Consider the following 21,437-nt stretch of genomic DNA (forward strand, 5'->3'; position numbering starts at 1 on the left):
CTAATAGAAATATTATTTAACCTTATTACGCAGAATAAAAATACATCAAACTATGAATAATATAATGCAGTACTTGGTTGAAAGGGGGAATTCTCACTATAACATAAAAAACCAAAGTCATGATCAAAATTTATACAAAATTAAATTAGAATATGTATGACCTAACGTGCCGTTTATTTTTGTTTGAAGTTAAAAATAAAAAAGAGCGTAATTAACTTGATTAAAGTATATACGCTCTTATATAAATCATTATAAAACTAAGCTGTTTCTATTTTCCCTTCCGATTTACCTTGCTCTTCTTTATAAAGTTTATTGTCATAGAGTTTTACAAAAGGAAGATAAATCACAAGTGCTAAAATCGCCGACAATATAGCAACAAAAATAGCTTTGTAATCACCACCAGTACTAATAAAAGCACCTAATCCCATTGGAGATGGCCATGGAATTAATGCGATGATAGGATGAATAAAACCAGTATTGATAGCAAAATAACCTAACGTACCACACACCATAGGTGCTAAGAAAAAAGGAAGTGCTAAATAAGGATTGTACACAATCGGCATACCAAAAATAACTGGTTCGTTAATATTAAATATTGCTGGCACAGCAGAAGCTCGCCCTAAAATTTTTAGCTGACTAGATTTAGCGCAAAAAGCAATAAAAAATGTCATTAACAAGGTGGAACCTGAACCACCTAAAATCACAAGTGAATTATTAAACTCACCTGCAAAAGGAATATGTGCTCCAACCGTATTTTCAGTCATATTAGTTAACATAATTGGGGTGATAAAAGCCCCAATAATACTTGCACCATGGATCCCAACTACCCATAGCGCATGGATTAAAAATAGAATAACCATAATACCTAACCAACTTTTTGTAAGGTTGGTCACAAAGGCAAATGGCACGGCAATAATATTAAAAATATCCGTGCCAAAATAAATGAAAATACCATTAAGAATAATTACAAAAAAAGCAATTACAAAAGTTGGAATTAGTGCGGTAAACGATCGTGAAACACCTAATGGCACGGTTTCTGGCATTTTTACAACCCAGTTTCGCCTCACGCATAAAAAATAGAGATGAGTCGCCACAATAGCCATAACTATTGCAATAAATATACCGGATGTCCCCAACCTAAAGACAAATGGTTTTAAACGTAATCCATTAAAAACTAAATTAGTTTCATCATTAAGTAAAGTAATCACTCCATTTTGCATAACTAATTCTGGCAAAGTCATAAAAAAGGCAAAGACCGATAACATCGCACCATTAAGTGCATTCACTTTAAGACCTGTTTCTTCTGCTTCGATTTTAGTTAGTTCATAACCAACAACAAAGTTAAAATAAAGGGCTAAAATACCAATTGTTGCAGTATTGGCAATCATATAAAGATCGCTAACTCTAAAAAAAGTATTTTCAAAAAAACCTTTTAATCCAGTAAATGTCACTGGTAACGTGTTGAATACCAAAAACATGGAACCAACAATAGAAAAAGGTACAGATGCCATGCCCGCAGCCATTACGGCTCGAACAATTTTAAATTGCGATATTTTCGCCATAGGCGTCATCAGATATTTTTGTAAAATAACAAATCCTGTATTCATTTTGATATCCTCATTTAATTAATAAATTCTTCATAAGCTTGGATTCTTTTAAAATGCTGATCTCGATTATGTTGAATATTATTTAACTTTTTAAGCATTAAAAGCGTTATAATTAAACTCACCGTTAGTAATACCAACAACACATTTAATACATCTTGTGTCTGTTTTAAAAATGGATAAAAAAGCTGATATAAAGGCGTATAAAGTGTGATCATTAATGCTATAAAAACTACCGCTAAAACACGATAAAATAACCGTGCATAAGGCAATTTATTGCAATGATTTCGATAAAGTTTAATTTGTTCCCAAGTGGTAAGTATGCCTAAAACAAAAAGAACAAGCGGCAAAATAGCTACCATTGACAATGACCCCATTAAAAAGGTTGCCCAATAAAGATTCAAAAATAAAAAAAATGCGGTGGTATAGCGAATCATTAAAAATCGATTAAAATAGAGATTAGTTAAGCTGATTTTTTTATGCATTGTTAACTTTTCTGTCATTATGCTACTCCTTATTTAACTCTTTAGTTTTATTTCTAGCTCATGATGCTTTTCATATAGGTGTAACATTTCAATCGCCATTTCTCGAAAACTCATGGTTGTCATTAAGTGATCTTGTGCATGTACCATAATAATTTCCATCGTGATTTTGGTGCCATTAGCATAATTTTGTAGTAATTGCGTTTGTGAGTGGTGTGCTTGTAAAATTTGTTCATTTGCTTCTTCAAGAAGCTGATTTGCAGTAATAAAATCAGCTTTTCTCATTGCTTTAAAAGCATCGTGGATTTTGGTTTTAGCATTACCGCTATATAAAATAATATTAAAAGCGATAAGTTGAATATCCTCTGAGCTCATTTCCTCATTCATTGCTATACTCCTTTTTCAATAAGTTGGATAAAAAGTTGTTTAAATTGGTCAAAGTTTTTTGCTCTTAATAGTTTTGATTGCATTTTTAAATCATCAATCAATTTGACAATAGCCTTTGTCATCATCGATAAAGTTGGATTTTGATAAATAGAAGGCGAAATCATGAAGATAAAGTGTATTTTTGAATAATTGTGATCCCAAAATAATCCATCTGGAATAATTGCAATGCCAATTTTAGACAATTTCCCAATAGGTATTGCTGGATGTGGTACTACGATAGTTGGGCTAAAGAAAATATCGCCTAACAGCATACGGTTTTCCATTTGCTCTATCATCTTTTGCTTATAATCGTTATCTTCATTTAGTGCTAAAAGCTCAAGTAAACAATCTAACACTTGTTCTTTACTTTGAGGGTATTTGCAACAGTAAAAATAATCAGCGGATAAATCATCTACCATTTGACCTACATCACTAAAATGTTCCAAAGTGCTTGATGATTTAAATGTTGATATTGGATCTTTGTGTAGTGAACTAAGCATAATAGATGACGAAAGATGACGACGAATTTTTTGTATATCATTTTCAGTAAAGAAAACCGAGACATGAAAAACGGGAACTTTAAACACTTTTGACGATAGATCAACTGACGATATAATAAAATCGACCTTGTCTAATATTTGAGATTCAATTTCATAATATCCTTGTGTTGCAACGATTTTGATTCTTTCATTAAATTCACATTCAACTCTATTTTTTAGTAGTTGAGCACTGCCAAGTCCAGTTGCACAAATAATTAGTACTTTGGCTTTTTGTTCATTTTTTAGTTTTTCAATCGAAGCCAAAAAGTGCAAAGTCAAATAACCCCATTCATCATCAGAAATAGTAAATTTTTTAAGTTCAGGGATTTGGTTAAGGTATTTTTTAACTAGCTCAAACAATTCTGGAGAGTTCGTTTTAATTTCATCAAGCAATGGATTTTTTAATTTAATATTTTGTTCTAAACGGACAATCATTGGTTTTAAATGTTGAATAATTCCGTTTTTCAATTGCTCATCGCTTAAAAATAAATATCCCGTTTCTTGCTGTATCTCAAACAATAAATTAGTCAAAGATAAAGATAACTCGGAGTTAAAGTCATTTTGGATAAAATTTGATTTACTAATCAAATGTAAAGTTAAATACATTTGTTCTTGTTTGGGAAAACAAAAACCAATTACCTTTTCTACTCTATTGATAATTTTCTTAGCAACCTGATATTCCAATGTGTTTTTAGTCGATTGTGGCATATCAAGATGTTGAATAGAAAGCCCAGATTGTAAACGTTTAATACTTAATGACAGATGTAGTACAATATTTTGCATCATTACATCAGATAGTTTTATTTTTGCCTCACGACACTCATCTAAAATAATAATAGTTAAGGTATCTAAACCAATTACATCATTGAACTTGTTTAAATAAGTTAGATTTTGCAGAAAATTAATTGATTCCTCATGAAAAAAATAACTTAAAATGAAATGTCGTTTTGCTTTCTCCTCTCCTTCTACGTACATCAGGGATTGACTTTTTTTAATAGTAAGACCGTAAGCTTGGAGTTGATGTTTGATTTCTAAAATATCTTTATTTAGCTGAGAAGAACTAATAAATAATTGTTCAGATAATGCCTCTATATCAATTTTTTGGCTTTCTAATAATAATAAATTAAGAATATGGTGTTTTCTTTGACATGCTTCTCGACAATTTGCTTGTTCTACATTGCGATCCAATAAATGATGCTCAATTAAAAATAAGTTGAAAGTTGTTCTATCTTTAATCTCTAATTTATAGCCATGACCTTGTTTACTGATAATAGCTCCACCATGACTTTCAATTAAAAACTTCAAATCATTAAGATAAGTGCGAACAGTACGATCTGATAATGATAACTCAGTTGCTAGCAACGCACTGCTTTTGAATAGATCTTTAGAACGAACCAATAAACTGATAAGGTCACGCTGTTTGTTTTTAATCACTATCATCCATACCCGCCTACCAACCAAAACCATATTATTAATAATATAGTGAATACTTTTATCTATTACATAAGTACACCCAAGTAAGATAATAAGGCGCTGCTATTTTAGATAATCTATCCACAACGCCCAAATCATATCCCTAAAATAAATATCAATTTTAATTACTTGATATTATCCTCTATTAGCTTAGCTAGTTGTTCAATACCTGATTGAATAGGAATATAAGCTTGAAAAGGGATACTCACGACAGGTTTACCCACTTCTTCTCCCAACATTTTAAATTTATCAAGCATCATCATCGTTTGCGGGCTAATTAAAAAAAGTGAAAAATCACTACTTTTAATCATATTGCTACCTTCCGTTGCTGATACGGCATCGACCGAAATAGCTTTATCTTTGCTAGCAAAATATTCTGTTACTTTTTTTGCCATCAATGATGATGACATCCCTGCAGCACAAATAATTAATGTTTTCTTCATGAACTTTTCCTCAATACAATCATTATTCCTTTATAAAACATCACCGTTTGATGCAATAACCTGTTTAAACCAAATAAATGAATCTTTTCGGCTACGCTTTAATGTTCCGTTACCTTTATTATCTTTATCGACATAAATAAAGCCATAACGTTTTTCCATTTCCCCTGTACCTGCCGAAACCAGATCGATACAACCCCAAGGGGTATAACCCATTAAATCAACACCATCTTCTTCAACAGCAAGCTTCATTTGTTTAATATGTTCCCGTAGATAATCAATACGGTAAGCATCGTGAACACTACCATCAACTTCGACTTTATCGTAAGCACCAAAACCATTTTCAACAATAAAAAGCGGTAAATGATACATGTCTGTTAACCAATTAAGTGTATAACGAAGTCCCTCAGGATCGATTTGCCAACCCCAATCTGATTTTTTGACATATTGATTACCAACTAAATCAGTTTTTTCGTTATATTCATAGCTATCATTACCTTCTTTTTTCCTAATTGCATTAGACATGTAATAGCTAAAGCCAATGTAATCAACTGCACCGTTTTTCAAAACCTCAAGATCTTGATTGGTGATATCAAGTTTAAAATCTTTACGTTGCCAATATTTTTTAATGTGGTTTGGATACTCGCCATGCACATGCACATCAGCAAAGAAGTATTTACGCTCCATAACTTTTTGTGCCATTAAAATATCGCCTGGTTTACAGGTTTCGGGATAGATTGGCACCATTGCAATCATACAACCAATTTTAAAATCAGGATTAATTGCATGGCCAATTTGTACCGCTTTAGCACTAGCAACTAATTCATAATGAGCAGCTTGATACATAATCTCTTCGCGATTATCACCTGTTTTATAGTAAATACCTGAATTAGTAAAAGGCGCAAAATCTTCATTAAAATTAGCTTGATTATTAATTTCGTTAAATGTCATCCAATATTTGACTTTATTTTTATAACGATCAAAGCAAACTTCTGCAAAGCGAACAAAAAAGTCAATTAGTTTACGATTCCGAAAACCACCATACTGGGTAACTAAATAATAAGGTAATTCAAAATGAGAAAGGGTGACGACTGGTTCAATATTGTATTTTAAGCACTCATCAAAAAGATCATCATAAAACTTTAACCCTTCTTCATTTGGCGCAAGTTCATCACCATTGGGAAAAATACGAGTCCAAGCAATAGAAGTACGGAAACATTTAAAGCCCATTTCGGCGAATAACTTAATGTCATCTTTATAGTGATGATAAAAATCTATAGCCTCATGATTAGGATAATATTCTTCCGCAACGATACCTTCGGTAATCTTACGATAACTTTTGGGTGAGCCCACCGTCATTACATCAGCAACACTCACACCTTTACCACCGACTTGCCAAGCACCTTCTAATTGATGAGCAGCAACAGCGCCTCCCCATAAAAAATCATTTGGTAAACCTCTATTATTCATAATTAAGTACCTGTGTTTATTAATAATTCAAATTTAGTATAAAAGGAAAAAAATAGAATTACTAACCAACTTTTTCCGTATTGATCAGGAAAAATTTAAATATATTTTTTGGGAAAGGTTATTAATTAATATGAGTAAAATGTACAGCCTTTTGTAATATTTACCGAAATGCAATGAATATCACAAAAATAAACGATGGAAATTAAATAAATTTTTCAAATTCCTCGACATATTTCGATGCATGAACTCAATAATCTCATATTGAGCAATGTTAAATATAAAACGTATCTTCTTTCATTATTACTAGCACTTGTTTTTTTATCCTTATTTCAAAAAAACCAAATTAAATCAATGGTTTTTATGACGATTTTTTGCTTATTTAAAGTTATCTAACTATTTAAGTTTAATTTAAAGTTAAAAAAATAAAGAATAAATCCCCAGTCAATCACCCTAAAAAAACCGTCAGGAAAGATATTGATTTTATTGAAGTTTTTATTTGATTATTTTTACAAATCGACAGTCTGCACTATCATTCTTGCCGAACAGAAAAAACTATATAATAATAAATAAGTTGATTGAATAAGACAGTTATATTATGAAGAATTTAGTGTTATTTTTAACGATGTTATTTAGTTTGTTTTGTGCTAATTATTCTTTAGCGGATCCTCAAAGTTCATCATCTCAATATAAATCTAGAGAGCATTTTGCCAATTTTGATGACTTTTACCAAAGTTTACCTATGTTGACCATACCGTTTGATACGCATTCGCTACCTAAAGGTAAATTTGTAGATAGCAAATTTTTTCATTTTGAGGACGATGATTATCGATATTATGATAATCCCCTAGATAAAGAACAACGTTATTTTACATTAAAAGATCTTACCTCTATTGGTCGTTTTGAAATCGATAATATTCGATTTGTGCTCTATAGCCTGACCTTTGATAGTGAAGGCGAAGGCATTAAGGAAGATTTAATGGTACTTAATGCTTTTGATGAAAATGGAAAATATTTAGATGAACTTATCTTATCAGCAAAAACAGGACATGAAGATCATTTGTTCTTTTATTCGTCTTTAGTGCTTAATAATCTATTTTATGTGCATGTCAAAGCCGATTATGAACTCGGATATTTTATTGATGTCAAAGATAACCATTATGACTATAAAACGAATGTTAATTTAACTTACCAGTTTAAAAACAATCAATTTTGGCGAAAGGAACATAAGCCTAATTGCCAAATACTTGATCTTAAAGGCTATTTAAATAGCATCGATAAAAAACAGTTTGCTGACATTGCTGATGTTGCCACTTTTAATGATTATATTGCTTGCTATCCTGTATCTGAGCATCTTAATACATATAAAAAGATCGCCAGTCATATTAGAGATACTCGTTACTATTTTTTAAGTGATGCTGAATATCATCAACTTAAAAACCAACTTAAAATCATTTTAGACGATTAGCCGTTATATTCCAAAATGAAGCTTTAACAAAGCCTAATTTGTTCGTGGCACGCTGTGAATAGGAACAATGCCACGAATTGATAATATTAATAGCTCGCTAATAAAGCAATAGTGAAAATAACTTGTGCTACGGTAATTTGATATGATCAATATAGCCTTTAACAATATTGATGCTTTTTTCAAAAAGTTGCTTTTCATTTTCGGTAAAGTCGAGTTTGATCACTTTTTTAATACCATGTTGATCTAAAATTGCAGGAACACCAATAGCAACATTTTTATAGCCATATTCGCCGTCTAAAATACAACTAAGCGCTAAGGCTCGGTGGCTATTAGTGAATATGTGTTGGCAGATTTCGGTGATAGTACTGGCAATACCGTATTCGGTACAGTGTTTACGGTTAGCTATTTCAAAGCCCATTTTTCGAGCTTGAGTGCCAATTTGTTCAAAATCGATTTTGTTTTTTTCTAAATCATTAAGATTAATGCCATAAACCGATGAATGCGACCAAACAGGGAATTGTGAATCACCATGTTCACCCACAATAAAAGCGTCAATACTTTGTGGACCAATATCCATTTGTTGCCCTAATAATCGGCGTAATCGTACGGTATCAAGCCATACCCCTGTGCCAATTACGCGATGGCGTGGTAGCCCTGATAGTTTCCAAACTTGATAAGTAATCGCGTCACAAGGGTTGGTGGCAATTAAGAAGATGCCTTTAAATCCGCTTTTCATCATGTTAGGCACGATACTTGCGATGATTTTAGATGTGCCAGCAAGTTCTTCGGCTCGACTTTTTTGGGCAATGCCTGATGTGACGGTGATAATGGCTATGTCAATGTCTGAACAATCAGTCGATTCACGCAGGCTAACTTTGACCATGTTTTGTCGATAGGCCGCAGCATCTAATAAATCTTGCGCATGGCCATAGGCTAATTCTTTATTAAGATCAACGAGTGCTATTTCTTCACAAATACCTCGATTTACCAATGTGTAAGCCGTTGTTGATCCCACATTACCCACGCCAATAATCATCACTTTTCGCAATTTCATGTTAAGCCTCGCTTAATTTAACAAATAGTTAGAACGGTAAAGGTTAGATCAATAATATACCTTTAGTTATAGTGAATAAAGGGGCGTTATCGCGATCCTGATAATTATCTGTTTTGTGATAACTATTGGTTAAATAGACGGAACTATCTACTATTTAATTTAGTTTTATATACAATGAATTAAGTTATAGTCATACTAATAATGAAGCAATAAACAATAAATTTTAGGAAATATTTGACTTTACTTATTTAAATGATAATAATTCTCATTAATATTTATTGCTATTGTTTATAGTAATGCTGTTTCACTATTATCACTAATTAAATAAGACGTTATTTTCTTGATTGGTTAATTACTCTATTTGTTAATGGCTATCACTGAATTTTATTATTTGATTATGTGCAAGGAGTCGCTAATGAAGTTCAATTTTTTTAAAAACCGCAAAACGTTATTAAAGGTTATTTTAACTTCGTTAATTATTTTGACTGACCAGTCCGAATGCGCCCACGCAGCAGATAAAAAATTCAAAGTGGTTACCACTTTCACTATAATTCAAGATATTGCACAAAATGTCGCTGGCGATGCCGCTGTGGTTGAGTCAATTACCAAAGTTGGCGCTGAAATTCATGAATACGATCCCACTCCTCAAGATATTACTAAAGTGCTTTCAGCCGATTTGGTGTTATGGAATGGGCTTAATTTAGAACTTTGGTTTAAACGTTTTTTTGAAGATGTCAAAGATGTACCATCTGTTGTGGTAACAGACGGTATTGAGCCAATGCAGATCCAAGAAGGTAGTTATAAAGGTAACCCTAATCCACATGCTTGGATGTCACCAACTTTGGCGTTAGTTTATGTCGAAAATATCCGTGCAGCATTGGTTAAATATGATCCCCAAAATACCGAGATTTATAATAAAAATGCGGCTGATTATATTGCCAAAATTAAAGCACTTGATACCCCATTACGTGAGCGGTTAGCCAAAATCCCTGATGAAAAGCGTTGGCTTGTGACCAGTGAGGGGGCTTTTAGTTATTTGACCCGTGACTATAATTTGAAAGAAGCTTATCTATGGCCTATCAATGCCGAGCAGCAAGGTACACCTCAGCAAGTTAGGCATTTAATTGATTTAGTTAATAAAAATCACATTCCGGTGATTTTTAGTGAAAGTACCATTTCAAGCAAACCCGCTAAACAAGTAAGCAATGAAACGGGTGCAAAATATGGTGGTGTTTTATATGTTGATTCGCTTTCAACAAAAGATGGGCCTGTGCCAACGTATATTGATCTATTAAAAGTAACGGTTGAAACCATAGCTAAAGGATTCGAAGAATAATGACTCAAATTTGCTTGAATGTTAATGACATCACCGTGACTTATAATAATGGTCACACCGCAATTCATGATGCTAGCTTCCACTTAAATGGTGGCACTATTTGTGCTTTAGTTGGAGTAAATGGTAGTGGTAAATCGACTTTATTCAAAAGCATTATGGGAATGGTTAAACCAACCCGCGGTCGAGTGACGTTTAATGATATGTCTGTTAATCAGGCTTTAAAGCAAAATATTATCGCTTATGTACCACAGACGGAAGATGTCGATTGGGATTTTCCTGTTCTTGTATCGGATGTGGTGATGATGGGGCGATATGGGCATATGTCTTTTTTACGTATTGCAAGTAAAGAAGATAAAAAGCAAGTCGATATTGCGCTTGAACGTGTCAATATGCTTGATTTTAAGCATCGCCAAATTGGCGAGCTTTCTGGTGGACAAAAAAAACGTGTATTTTTAGCCCGAGCTTTAGCTCAGCAAGGTAATGTGCTGTTATTAGATGAGCCTTTTACCGGTGTAGATGTTAAAACCGAAAATGCCATTATTGATCTTTTGAAAAATCTGCGTGCTGAAGGTCATTTGATTTTGGTGTCAACCCATAACTTAGGTAGTGTGCCTGAATTTTGCGATCAGGTGGTGTTAATTAATCAAACGGTGTTGGCATTTGGTCCAACCGAAACTACCTTTACACCACAAAATTTAATGACTACTTTTGGTGGTGCATTGCGTTATCTTAGCCTATCGGGCGATAAATTACATGAAGATGAAGATCCCCGAAAAGTATCGATCTTAACCGATGATGAACGTGCTGCCATTTTTTACGGTGAAGGTAAACATGATTCTCCTCATCAAGATTTGTTGGTTAACCATGTTGAAAACGAACAAAAAAGGCCAAAATAAATGGAACTATTACTTGAACCATTTACCTATGATTTTATGTTCAAAGCAATTTGGGTAAGTAGTCTTGTTGGTGCGGCTTGTGCTTTTTTGTCGGCTTTTTTGATGTTAAAAGGCTGGTCGTTAATGGGCGATGCGCTTTCGCATTCAGTGGTGCCGGGGGTTGCTGGTGCTTATGCCTTGGGGTTGCCTTATTCGGTTGGGGCTTTTTTTACTGGATTGCTCGCAGCACTTGCCATTACCTTAGTGCGTGCTTTTACACGGTTAAAAGCGGATGCGATTATTGGTTTTATTTTTTCAACTTTTTTTGCTATCGGTTTGTTGATCATTTCCCTCAATCCAACCTCGGTTAATGTGCAAACAATTATTTTTGGTAATATTCTTGGCATTGACGATAGCGATATGTGGCAAGTACAAATTATTATTTTAGTGTCATTTATATTACTTTTCTTTTTTTGGAAGGATTTATTAGTTGTTTTTTTTGATGAAACCCATGCCAGATCCATTGGTTTACAACCACTAAAACTAAAAATTCTATTTTTTACCATTTTAAGCGCCTGTACCGTTGCGGCACTGCAAACAGTGGGGGCTATTTTAGTTATTGCGATGGTTATCACTCCCGGGGCAACGGCTTATTTATTGACAAATCAATTTTCACGGTTGTTGATGATTTCAGTTGCAATTGGTGCCGTAAGCAGTGCTGTAGGGGCGTGGATTAGCTATTATTTAAATGGCGAAACAGGTGGCGTTATTGTAACGCTACAAACGCTGATTTTTATTGCCGCATTTTTATTTGCCCCACAACAAGGGCTTATTTCAAATCGCCTTAAAATACGTCAAAGCCGATTAAATAAAGGGGGAAAAGTATGACCGAATTTTGGGAGTTTATTTATTACCCACTTACCCTACCCCTTATTCAACGCGCAATTTTAGCCGCGTTAGCCACAGGTATTGTTTGTGCTTTGCTTTCTTGTTTTTTGGTGCTAAAAGGCTGGTCGTTAATGGGCGATGCGATTTCACACGCCGTTTTGCCAGGGATCGTGTTGGCGTATTTAGCAGGAATCCCCATCATTATTGGCGCATTTGCTTCGGGATTATTTTGCTCAGTGGCAACGGGGTATATTAAAGAAAACAGTCGAGTTAAAGAAGATACTGTCATGGGCATTGTATTTTCGGGAATGTTTGCGTTTGGTTTGGTGCTGTTTTCAAAGGTAGATACATCACAACATTTAAATCATATTTTATTTGGTAGTGTGCTTGGAACAAGTTATGACGAGCTTAAACAAATTATCCTTATTGCCACAATTGTGTCGATCTTAGTTATTATTAAACGCCGTGATTTAATGCTGTACTGCTTCGATCCCGTACAAGCCAAAGTGGTTGGTTTGCCAGTCAAGCTGTTGCATTACGGGTTATTAAGTGTGCTAGCTTTAACTATTGTTGGTTCATTAAAAACAGCTGGAATGATTTTAGTGATAGCGATGTTAATCGCTCCGGGTATCATTGCTTTTTCGTTAACTAAGCGGTTTGAGCGGATGTTAATCATAGCAGTATTGGTTTCGGCATTTTCAACCGTATTAGGTACGCTAATAAGCTATTATGTTGATGCATCAACCAGTGCAAGTATTGTTATTTTACAAGCAATTTTATTTTTACTAGCTCAAATTTATCAATTTATTGATAATAAAAAAATCGCTGTTAAAGCAGCGATTTAAGTAATGTTTAAATCATTGTAACAAAAATAGGCTAAGCATTGCCGTATACGATTTTTATCGTTATTCATCATCTAAATATTTACTGGCATCAGCATAATTATCAAAGCGTGAAAACTGTCCTTGGAATTTTAATCTAACTTTACCTATTGGACCGTTTCGTTGTTTGCCTAAAATAATTTCGGCAATACCCTTATGTTCTGACGCCTCGTTATAAACTTCGTCACGATAGATAAACATGATCACATCGGCATCTTGCTCAATCGATCCTGATTCACGCAAGTCTGAGTTAACAGGTCTTTTGTCAGCCCGTTGCTCTAAGCTACGGTTAAGTTGTGATAGCGCAACGACAGGAACTTGTAACTCTTTTGCCAAGGCTTTTAATGAGCGTGATATTTCAGCAATTTCTAATGTTCTGTTTTCAGAGATATTTGGCACACGCATAAGTTGCAAGTAATCCACCATTATCATGCTTAAACCTTTATGCTCACGATAAATACGTCTGGCTCTTGAGCGTAATTCCATTGGCGTCAAACCCGATGAATCATCAATATAAATGTTTTTCTTTTCAAGCAATAACCCCATAGTGCTTGAAATTCTTGCCCAATCATCGTCTTGTAGTTGCCCTGTTCGAATTCGGGTTTGATCAACTCGTGAAAGTGAGGCCAACATACGCATCATAATTTGTTCTGATGGCATTTCTAAACTGAATATTAGCACTGGCTTTTCTTGCTCTAGTGCAGCATTTTCACATAAATTCATTGCGAATGTGGTTTTACCCATTGATGGTCTTGCAGCGATAATAATTAAATCGGAACGCTGTAAACCAGCTGTTTTTTTATCTAAATCCACATAACCGGTTGAAACCCCAGTCACACCATCATGTGGACGTTGAAAGAGTTCTTCAATCTTAGCCACGGTTGCCTCTAACACTTCGGTAATGCTTTTCGGGCCTTCACCTTGCTTTGTTCGGCTTTCAGCTATTTGGAAAATTTTGCTTTCCGCAAAGTCTAAAATTTCGGTACTATCACGCCCTTCAGTGGTATAACAGTTATCGGCAATATCATTTGACGCACTGATTAATTCACGTAAAATTGCTTGTTGGCGAATAATATCACTATAAGCAACAACATTAATTGCACTTGGCGTATTTTTAGACAGCTCCGCCAAATAGGCAAATCCCCCTACATCGGCCAAAATATCTTTACTTTCAAGGCATTCAGAAAGAGTAATTAAGTCAATTGGAGTTCCTTTGCTAACCAAAGTATGCATTTCAGAAAAAATCAATTGATGGTGACGTGAATAAAAATCCCGTTCGGTGATCATTTCTGATACCGCATCCCAACGTTGATTATCGAGCATCAAGCTACCAAGTACTGCTTGTTCAGCTTCGATTGAATGAGGTGGAAGCTTGATATTATGTAATTTTGATTTTTTCGCTTCTTGGTTTCTTGAATCTTTACTTGCGCTTTTTTCGTTACTATTCATGACATTTATCTTTTTAATTTGATTCAATTTTAAATGTTTTATCTATTCTATGTTCCGTTTTACAACTGAATTTATAATTTATTTTAGAAATAGCGGACCTAATGCTTGCGTTGGTATTTGGAATTCAGCAGGATAGTCGACCTGAACTAAATATAATCCTTCGGGTTTTGCCGTTGCTGCCGCTTGTGTTCTATCTTTAGCTTGTAACAGCTCATCGATCCATTCAGGGCGCTGATTACCCGCACCAACCTCAAGTAAGCTGCCTACAATATTGCGTACCATATGGTGCACAAATGCGTTAGCTTTAATGTCGACAATAATATATTCACCCTGCCGCCAAACTTCAATATGGTGAATATTGCGCCACGGTGTTAATGATTGACACTGTGATGCTCGAAAAGATGAAAAATCATTTTCGCCTAACAGATACTGCGCTGCTTGGTGCATTAAGTTCTCATTCAACGGTAAATAATAATGCGATACCCCTTTGGCTAAAATGGCTGGCCGATAGCGATGATTATAAATCACATAACGGTAACGTCGAGCTGTGGCACTAAACCGAGCGTGAAAGCTATCATCTACGTTTTGCGACCAACGCACAGCAATATTATCGGGTAAATGTGAATTCACGCCCATTGTCCAAGCACTAGCTGATCGCACGGCTTGAGTTTCAAAATGGATAACTTGCCCTGTTGCATGCACGCCAGCATCTGTTCTTCCTGCACAAAATACGGTTATGGGTGAATTGGCAATAATCGATAGTGCCGATTCTAGCTTTTCTTGAATAGAATCGACCGACTGCTGCCGTTGCCAACCAAAATAAGCACTGCCATCATATTCAACACCAAGGGCAATTTTATATATAGTCATTAATGAGGATCTCAAGCGTTTCAATTAGCATTAATGCGCCTAAATAACGGATATTATCCGCTACTGACCAAAATTGAATTTGTTCATAATGACCATAACTGTGTCGTAAATTAGCCAATTTAATGGTTAGTTGGCTTTCTGATTCGGTGCTCACTTCGGTCACTGGCGTTGGCAAGTTATCACCTTGGACTTCAACACCAAATTCGCCAAAACGAGCCATATCCAATTCAATTGGTAAACTACTTGATACATTAATGGCTTGTGATACACCATAAAACACGGGCACAATCACTGACTCAATAGAAACAGGAAGTTCATAATTACTCAATACTTTACGGATTTGGTTCACTTGTGATTTTTCACCTAATATCGCATCATCCTGTTCGTGAGATATAGGCAATAAGTTAAAGGCTAATTGTTTATCAAACAGTTGATTATCAACTGGCATACCATTTAATAAACGAGCACTTTGCCCGGCAAGTTCATCAACGCCAGACTTACCATACAATGATGCTGGAATAAAACTAGTTACATGTAAATTAGTTAATAACGCCATATCAGTCAACGATGCAACACAGCGCAATAATTGGCACACAGTGGCACTGGCAACAGCGATGATGTTTTCGTTACGGTATTCTGTTAATACACTATTATTAACTTTAGGGACTACAAGTGGAATATGATCCTGCTCGGCAAAATAACCACTTGCATCAATCACCACACAACCTGCCTCTGCAGCAACTTGTGCATATTTTTCACTAGTTTTTGCACCCGCTACAAAAAAGGCAAAATGGCACTCGCTCCAGTCCATTTGTGCACTATCAATCACGGTTAAATTCTTGCCAGAAAAGCGAACAATCTCGCCAGCACTATTATCACTACCAACTAGATAGAGATTTTCAATTTTTAGATTATTATCTTGTAAACCACGTTGTTGTAGTAGTTCAACTAGCGCAGAACCCACTTGTCCTGTCGCCCCAACAATAGCAATATTCCATGCAGACATATTTATCAACCCAAATAAAAAATTTAGCGGTAATTATATCACTATATTGTCAAAGATAGCGGAAAAAGTAATGACGATAGCATTGGATGAATAGATATTATCTAACAGTTAGTATAATCATGAAAAATGATAAGCCACCTTCAAGATGGCTTTTTTGATACAAGTTTTTTTAATTATAGTTTATTCACTTATTATATTAACATCTAATTACCTAACTCATCTTCGGCGTGTTTTATTGCTTGTCGATGCTGCTCAATTAAGCAAGTAAGCACCTTATCTAAATAAGGTTCGATATCGCTTTCATGAATTGGATCAGGTGTACTTAAACACGTTTTATCCATACTTTGTTTTAATGCTGAAAATGAATCTTTTTGTTGTTTTTTGTTATCAAGCAATTTTATTTTATCTTTTAGCTGATCTTGATAATAATTATAGACTCTAAAATCAAGGCTATAATCAGAAGTTCCATTCTTAGATGATTGATTAAAGAGTGCTATTGACTCTTCTAATGTTAAACCATATTCGACAGCACCTTTATGAAGATTAGTACTAAATTGGTTAGGATAAATAATTTGATAAGTTGCTTCTGGCATTTCAATTAACATCTCTTTAAGCACAAATTTCATATTGCTAACGTCAATATTGTAATGCTTCCATAATGTAGGAAAAGTCCCAGACTCATCCTCAACGGGTTCTGATTTTATCGACAATAGTGTGTAAATATCCCCACTTGGGGCAAGATAGTAATGTTGATAACCATTCCAAAGAGTAGGATTATTAGAAAAAGAGTTATTGGCTAAAAGAAGTTTATCTATTACCTGATTTTTGCTAATTAAAGATAACGTAATATCTCGCCCAGAATTAGGCTGGTCTTCCTCATTTTTTTTCTTAGGATTAACTGGGCTAATACTCAATTTTAATTGAAAGTCATTACCATTATAGACAACAGGATCATCATCGATTAATTTATCTAACTTTTTAAAATCAAATTTCAAATTATTTAAAGGGCAACGATTATCATACTTTAACTTGTCCTGTTTATTGAGTTGATTATATTCATCTTCATTTTTTGCACAATCTTGCTTCAATTGGTGCATATTAACATTAATAAAAAAAGGATCTCCACGATATTTAGGATTAATATCAAGTAATTGACCATAAGCACAATAACTAAATGCAAATAAAATTGTACTAAGTAAACGTTTTTTTATCATATAAGATTCCTTTTTACTTCCTTATCTCTGAATAACTCAATTTTATCTTTTTTATTAATAATAACACAACTTTTTACCTGATTTCTTAATAATCAAGTTTTTTATTCTAGTATCTTTATCTTTCTGATAAATCACTTTCGTCTAAACTGATTTCAATATCTTTGAAAAAGATTTTGGAACACAGATCGACAAAATAAAATTTGATCCCTTACAAAAAAAATCAATATCAGTAAAGTGATAAGTCATTTTAGTTAACTTTATTTATTATTATGACAAAAATCACCCTATCAACAATTGCTCAAAAAGCGAATACCTCTATCGCTTCGGTTTCTAGAGTGCTAAAAAAACCACATTTAACCTCACCTCAAATACAGTTATGTGTTTATCAAGCAATTGAGGAATTAAATATGGATACGTCAAAAAATTTCAAACCCTATAAACCCATACATAATAGTGGCAAAATATTAATTATCGACAATCAACTTTATTCAAAAAGCTTAATCAATGCAGGATTAGAGCAAGTTTTAAAAGAAGAACAGTTTCAAATATTTTATTTGCAGTTTCCTTATCATAATAAAACTGATATCCATCATATTATTCGTTATGTTGCTCAACATGCATTTGATGGCATCATTATTATTAATGATGCACCTTACTTAAAAACGCTAGTTACTTATAAAACGACATTACCAACCATTGTCTTAGTTAATCACTTTTCACTGGATTTTATTTGTGTTCACTTTGATCATTTACTTATTGGATACCAAATAACAAAATATTTGATTGATAAGTCACATACCAAAATTGCCATTTTGCTCAATAATGAAAAATTAACTAGTTCTACGCTTTTGTTACAAGGCTATAAACAAGCTTTATTGCGCGCCAATATTATTATTGAACCTCAATATATTATTCATGGCTGCTTTACCTATCAACATGCCAGATCTGCGGTAAAAAAACTCATAAACAGCACTAAATCACCTTCAGCGATTATTTGTACTGATAATTTTAGCTTAAATTGTTTAGATAAAAATAATTATAAAGACCACAACCAATCGCCTGATAACATGGTTTTAGGTGCCGTTCACCAAGCCAATGAAAGCCAATCAAAACTCACAAAACCGCTTACAATATCATATTTTAGCGCTTCCAAAGAACTTAAATATAATCAGCTAGATAATTTAAGTAAAATAAATAAACCGCTGTTTGAAATGGGGCAAAAATCAGCAACTTTACTATGTGAGCTAATTAAAAGTACGACAAAGCCTACTAAGCGCTGTAAAATTATAGAGGCAGAATCGATATTTTATTAATTATAGAAATGATTTATTTTGATAAAATAAAAACTTCAATAAAATCAATACCTTTCCTGAACGATTTTTGCAAATAAAAAGTAAATTAGTATCTATATATGTACCAAGAATAATAATCTGAAAGGCTTACTGATAACAAACATGGAAAACCACTACCTCGGAATTCACGCTCTTGAAAAAATCTAATGTATTTAAAACAAAATGATTCCTTTTCCCTTTTTTTAGCGTACAATCAAAATCATTCCCAAATCGAGGTAATGTTATGTTATATAATAACAAATTTATACAGCATAATCATCATCATGAAAGTTGTCATTGTGACTGTAAAAATATGGCGCATAATCATGCACATTTATCTCATGATCTAAATTGTCATCAAGACTCAATCCCTAGCTGTGGTGGTGATTGCCATACAGATGATTGCCATACAACAGCAAAAAAAAATCAGTGTGACGATTCCCCCGATGATCCAGACAGGCAAAGCTCACAAACTAAATTAATATGGAAAATAAAAGGCATGGATTGTGCGCACTGTGCACAAAAAATTGAAAACGGACTAAAAACGTTGCCGAATATTTGCCAAACTAAAATTATCTTTTCTACCCAAAAATTAGTGGTTTTTGTTCCGCAAAAAAATGAAAAAACCATTAAATTGATTGAAGATAAAGTCACCGAATTAGGCTATACCCCTATTTTTGAATCTACTCCCGAACATACTCACCACCATGAGCATTCTCACGGCTTCGATAAAAAGGCGCTTATTCCTTTAGCGGTATTAGGTGGCTTGATTGTGGTGAGTTACCTTCTTTTATTGTTTAATAAAACAGCTGGCGAATATGCTTTTATAGTAACAGCCATTATTGGATTGATTCCAATTCTAAAAGAGGCGTTAATTTTAGCTCGTAGTGGCACTCCTTTTGCTATCGAGTCGTTAATGAGTATTTCGGCTATTGGCGCTTTATTTATTGGTGCAGCCGAAGAAGCGACCATGGTTATATTTTTATTTATGATTGGCGAAATGCTAGAAGGTGTGGCAACAAGTAAAGCTAGACAGGGAATCTCGTCGCTTGCCAAGCTAATGCCTGAAGAAACTGTAATAATTATTGATGGCGAACGAAAAACCATTGCTAGCCATAATTTGAAACCGGGTGATATTATTGAAATTTCGTCAGGAGGGCGTTTGCCAGCTGATGTGATTTTAATAAGCGAGCAAGCCAATATTGACGAAAGCGCTTTAACAGGCGAGTCGATTCCTGTAAATTACCTTTCAGGTGATAAAATTCTGGCCGGGTCGTTGGTGGTTGATAATACCATTGAACTTAAAGTTGTATCTGATGTTGGACAAAATGCCGTTGATCGTATTTTACAGCTAATTGAAGACGCCGAAGAGCGCAAAGCACCTATTGAGCGCTTTATTGATAAGTTTAGCCGTTATTATACACCCGCAATTGCCTTGCTTGCACTATTGGTGATAGTTGTGCCACCAGTGTTATTTAATGCAGATTGGTATACTTGGTTTTATCGTGGTTTGACATTGTTATTAATTGGTTGCCCTTGTGCACTAGTGATATCAACCCCTGCGGTGATAACCTCGGCCTTGTCTAATGCGGCAAAGCAAGGGATATTAATTAAGGGTGGCGCAGCGTTAGAGCATATTGGTTCAGTGAAATTGGTTGCGTTTGATAAGACTGGTACGTTAACTGAAGGCAAACCACAAATTACCGATATTATTAATCAAAATGCAAACTCAACAGAAGCGTTACTTGCCATTGTGGCAGCAATAGAAAGTGGTTCGCATCACCCTCTGGCTAAAGCTATTGTTGAGTATGTTAAGCAAAACCAAATTCCATTTGTGGAAGCCAATAATCGTAAAACAATTGCAGGCGTTGGAATACAAGGTGAAATAAATCAGCAAATTTTTTATATTGTATCACCCAATAAAATATCGACTGTGTCTATGGCACTAACCGATGAACAAATAAAAATAATTAACCAGCTAGAAACCGCAGGAAAAACCGTCATTGTAGCAGTAACAGACCAAAAATTATTGGGCATTATCGCTTTACAAGATGTGCTCCGCGCAGATGCAATAACAGCAATTAATCAATTACATCAATTAGGTTTAAAAACCTTGATGCTTACTGGGGATAATGAACGTGCAGCAAAGCAGGTTGCAAAGCAGCTCAACATTGATTATCGATCCCAACTGTTACCAACAGATAAATTAGCAGAAATTGAAAAAATCCGTAATACAACGGCTATTGCTATGGTGGGCGATGGAATTAATGATTCTCCTGCTATGAAAGCCGCAAGCGTAGGTATTGCTATGGGTAGTGGTACTGATGTTGCACTTGAAACAGCTGATGCCGCACTAACCCAAAATAGCCTGTTAAGTTTGCCTAAATTAATTCGTTTAATGCGCTTTGCATATCGTAATATTAAACAAAATATTACCATTGCTTTAGGAATTAAATTAGTATTTTTAGTGACCAGTTTGTTAGGCTTCACTGGACTGTGGCTAGCTGTATTAGCTGACTCTGGCGCAACCGCGATTGTAACAGCAAATGCTCTTCGTGTTTTAAAATTTAAAAATAAAGGTGAATAAAATAGCGATTAACCTATTTCATTTAAACTGTGCGCAATAGGTTGTGA

At 34.4% G+C, this 21,437-nt stretch carries 19 protein-coding genes; 8 read left to right on the forward strand and 11 right to left on the reverse strand.

The genetic code is table 11. The features are described from left to right. Nucleotides 1-257: 257 nt before the first annotated feature. The 6 genes from celB to GQ589_RS03840 form a co-directional block, all read right to left on the reverse strand. Nucleotides 258-1,607: a PTS cellobiose transporter subunit IIC gene (gene celB / locus GQ589_RS03815; RefSeq protein WP_160424680.1), complete on the reverse strand. Its 1,350-nt coding sequence runs from the start codon at nucleotides 1,605-1,607 to the stop codon at nucleotides 258-260. A gap of 14 nt (nucleotides 1,608-1,621) precedes the next feature. After that, nucleotides 1,622-2,107: a hypothetical protein gene (locus tag GQ589_RS03820; protein ID WP_160412102.1), complete on the reverse strand. Its 486-nt coding sequence runs from the start codon at nucleotides 2,105-2,107 to the stop codon at nucleotides 1,622-1,624. A 15-nt stretch (nucleotides 2,108-2,122) separates the two neighbouring features. Next, nucleotides 2,123-2,461, reverse strand: a complete 339-nt coding sequence (locus GQ589_RS03825) for a PTS cellobiose transporter subunit IIA (RefSeq protein WP_160412136.1) — start codon at nucleotides 2,459-2,461, stop codon at nucleotides 2,123-2,125. Between the two features lie 14 nt (nucleotides 2,462-2,475). Next, complete coding sequence (locus GQ589_RS03830) at nucleotides 2,476-4,491, reverse strand: BglG family transcription antiterminator (protein WP_202115016.1); 2,016 nt, start codon at nucleotides 4,489-4,491, stop codon at nucleotides 2,476-2,478. A 158-nt stretch (nucleotides 4,492-4,649) separates the two neighbouring features. After that, a complete protein-coding gene (locus GQ589_RS03835; RefSeq protein WP_160412103.1) occupies nucleotides 4,650-4,967 on the reverse strand; it encodes a PTS cellobiose transporter subunit IIB in 318 nt (105 codons plus the stop codon). 30 nt (nucleotides 4,968-4,997) lie between these two features. Continuing rightward, nucleotides 4,998-6,434: a 6-phospho-beta-glucosidase gene (locus GQ589_RS03840; protein WP_160412104.1), complete on the reverse strand. Its 1,437-nt coding sequence runs from the start codon at nucleotides 6,432-6,434 to the stop codon at nucleotides 4,998-5,000. A gap of 595 nt (nucleotides 6,435-7,029) precedes the next feature. Between GQ589_RS03840 and GQ589_RS03845 the strand changes: the two genes are divergently transcribed. Continuing rightward, nucleotides 7,030-7,899 carry a hypothetical protein gene (locus GQ589_RS03845; protein WP_160424682.1) on the forward strand — a complete coding sequence of 290 codons (870 nt, stop codon included), beginning with the start codon at nucleotides 7,030-7,032 and terminating at the stop codon, nucleotides 7,897-7,899. Between the two features lie 127 nt (nucleotides 7,900-8,026). Here GQ589_RS03845 and GQ589_RS03850 read toward each other — a convergent pair whose 3' ends face one another. Further along, complete coding sequence (locus GQ589_RS03850) at nucleotides 8,027-8,953, reverse strand: L-lactate dehydrogenase (protein ID WP_160424684.1); 927 nt, start codon at nucleotides 8,951-8,953, stop codon at nucleotides 8,027-8,029. A gap of 415 nt (nucleotides 8,954-9,368) precedes the next feature. Between GQ589_RS03850 and GQ589_RS03855 the strand changes: the two genes are divergently transcribed. Genes GQ589_RS03855 through GQ589_RS03870 form a run of 5 tightly spaced genes read left to right on the forward strand, consistent with a single transcriptional unit; the run spans nucleotide 9,369 to nucleotide 12,897 of the window. Continuing rightward, on the forward strand, nucleotides 9,369-10,289 hold the full coding sequence (locus GQ589_RS03855; protein ID WP_202115017.1) for a metal ABC transporter substrate-binding protein: 921 nt from the start codon (nucleotides 9,369-9,371) through the stop codon (nucleotides 10,287-10,289). After that, nucleotides 10,289-11,185, forward strand: coding sequence for a manganese/iron ABC transporter ATP-binding protein (locus GQ589_RS03860; protein ID WP_160400071.1), 897 nt, complete (start codon nucleotides 10,289-10,291; stop codon nucleotides 11,183-11,185). Before GQ589_RS03855 ends, GQ589_RS03860 begins: the two co-directional genes overlap by 1 nt. Continuing rightward, the gene (locus GQ589_RS12510; RefSeq protein ID WP_370519414.1) at nucleotides 11,139-11,243 is read left to right on the forward strand and encodes a hypothetical protein; all 105 of its coding nucleotides are present in this window, start codon (nucleotides 11,139-11,141) and stop codon (nucleotides 11,241-11,243) included. Before GQ589_RS03860 ends, GQ589_RS12510 begins: the two co-directional genes overlap by 47 nt. Continuing rightward, on the forward strand, nucleotides 11,222-12,052 hold the full coding sequence (locus GQ589_RS03865; RefSeq protein ID WP_370519415.1) for a metal ABC transporter permease: 831 nt from the start codon (nucleotides 11,222-11,224) through the stop codon (nucleotides 12,050-12,052). The genes GQ589_RS12510 and GQ589_RS03865 overlap by 22 nt, the downstream gene beginning before the upstream one ends. After that, complete coding sequence (locus GQ589_RS03870; RefSeq protein WP_160412107.1) at nucleotides 12,049-12,897, forward strand: metal ABC transporter permease; 849 nt, start codon at nucleotides 12,049-12,051, stop codon at nucleotides 12,895-12,897. Before GQ589_RS03865 ends, GQ589_RS03870 begins: the two co-directional genes overlap by 4 nt. 60 nt (nucleotides 12,898-12,957) lie before the next feature. Here the strand turns inward: GQ589_RS03870 and dnaB are convergent, their stop codons facing one another. The 4 genes from dnaB to GQ589_RS03890 form a co-directional block, all read right to left on the reverse strand. Next, nucleotides 12,958-14,382 (reverse strand): replicative DNA helicase, encoded by a 1,425-nt coding sequence (dnaB, locus tag GQ589_RS03875; protein WP_160424686.1) that lies wholly within the window; start codon nucleotides 14,380-14,382, stop codon nucleotides 12,958-12,960. Nucleotides 14,383-14,460: 78 nt separating this feature from the next. Continuing rightward, nucleotides 14,461-15,252 carry a tRNA pseudouridine(38-40) synthase TruA gene (gene truA / locus GQ589_RS03880; RefSeq protein WP_160424688.1) on the reverse strand — a complete coding sequence of 264 codons (792 nt, stop codon included), beginning with the start codon at nucleotides 15,250-15,252 and terminating at the stop codon, nucleotides 14,461-14,463. Beyond that, complete coding sequence (locus tag GQ589_RS03885) at nucleotides 15,239-16,258, reverse strand: aspartate-semialdehyde dehydrogenase (protein ID WP_160424690.1); 1,020 nt, start codon at nucleotides 16,256-16,258, stop codon at nucleotides 15,239-15,241. The genes truA and GQ589_RS03885 overlap by 14 nt, the downstream gene beginning before the upstream one ends. Before the next feature lie 203 nt (nucleotides 16,259-16,461). Further along, the gene (locus GQ589_RS03890) at nucleotides 16,462-17,472 is read right to left on the reverse strand and encodes a hypothetical protein (RefSeq protein WP_160424692.1); all 1,011 of its coding nucleotides are present in this window, start codon (nucleotides 17,470-17,472) and stop codon (nucleotides 16,462-16,464) included. Between the two features lie 407 nt (nucleotides 17,473-17,879). On the opposite strand from GQ589_RS03890, the gene GQ589_RS03895 reads away from it, so the two are divergent. Next, nucleotides 17,880-18,785: a substrate-binding domain-containing protein gene (locus GQ589_RS03895; protein WP_237398341.1), complete on the forward strand. Its 906-nt coding sequence runs from the start codon at nucleotides 17,880-17,882 to the stop codon at nucleotides 18,783-18,785. A 262-nt stretch (nucleotides 18,786-19,047) separates the two neighbouring features. Then, nucleotides 19,048-21,390 carry a zinc/cadmium/mercury/lead-transporting ATPase gene (locus GQ589_RS03900; protein ID WP_160424694.1) on the forward strand — a complete coding sequence of 781 codons (2,343 nt, stop codon included), beginning with the start codon at nucleotides 19,048-19,050 and terminating at the stop codon, nucleotides 21,388-21,390. Nucleotides 21,391-21,437 lie beyond the last annotated feature (47 nt).

It is taken from the genome of Gilliamella sp. Pas-s27 (assembly GCF_009795865.1).
Lineage (GTDB): Bacteria > Pseudomonadota > Gammaproteobacteria > Enterobacterales > Orbaceae > Gilliamella.